Below are 376 nucleotides of genomic sequence, written 5' to 3' on the forward strand. Positions count from 1 at the left end.
AATGGGCACGAGTGGACTCGAACCACCGACCTCACGCTTATCAGGCGTGCGCTCTAACCACCTGAGCTACGCGCCCAAGTTTAAAAAACTTGGTAATTGAACAAAGTTCAAAGCGGGTGACGAGAATCGAACTCGCGACAACAGCTTGGAAGGCTGTAGTTTTACCACTAAACTACACCCGCTAAAATGGGAGTTAACGGGATCGAACCGCTGACCCTCTGCTTGTAAGGCAGATGCTCTCCCAGCTGAGCTAAACTCCCAAAGGGCGGAGTCTAGCTCAGCCAACGGTAAGAAACTTCGTTTCTCTCATCCGCCGATTGTAATTTCGATTTCCTCTCAATTACAACTGAGCTAAACTCCCTCGAGCTAAGCGACT

At 49.7% G+C, this 376-nt stretch carries 3 tRNA genes; all 3 read right to left on the minus strand.

What is annotated here, in order from left to right:
• Positions 1–2: 2 nt before the first annotated feature.
• Positions 3–76 (minus strand) — tRNA-Ile (locus HMPREF3057_RS09545).
• 35 nt (positions 77–111) lie between these two features.
• Positions 112–182, minus strand: a tRNA-Gly gene (locus HMPREF3057_RS09550).
• 5 nt (positions 183–187) lie between these two features.
• Positions 188–260: transfer RNA gene (locus HMPREF3057_RS09555), tRNA-Val, on the minus strand.
• Between the last annotated feature and the right edge of the window lie 116 nt (positions 261–376).

The sequence above is a fragment of the Streptococcus sp. HMSC072D05 genome (assembly GCF_001815805.1).
GTDB lineage: Bacteria > Bacillota > Bacilli > Lactobacillales > Streptococcaceae > Streptococcus.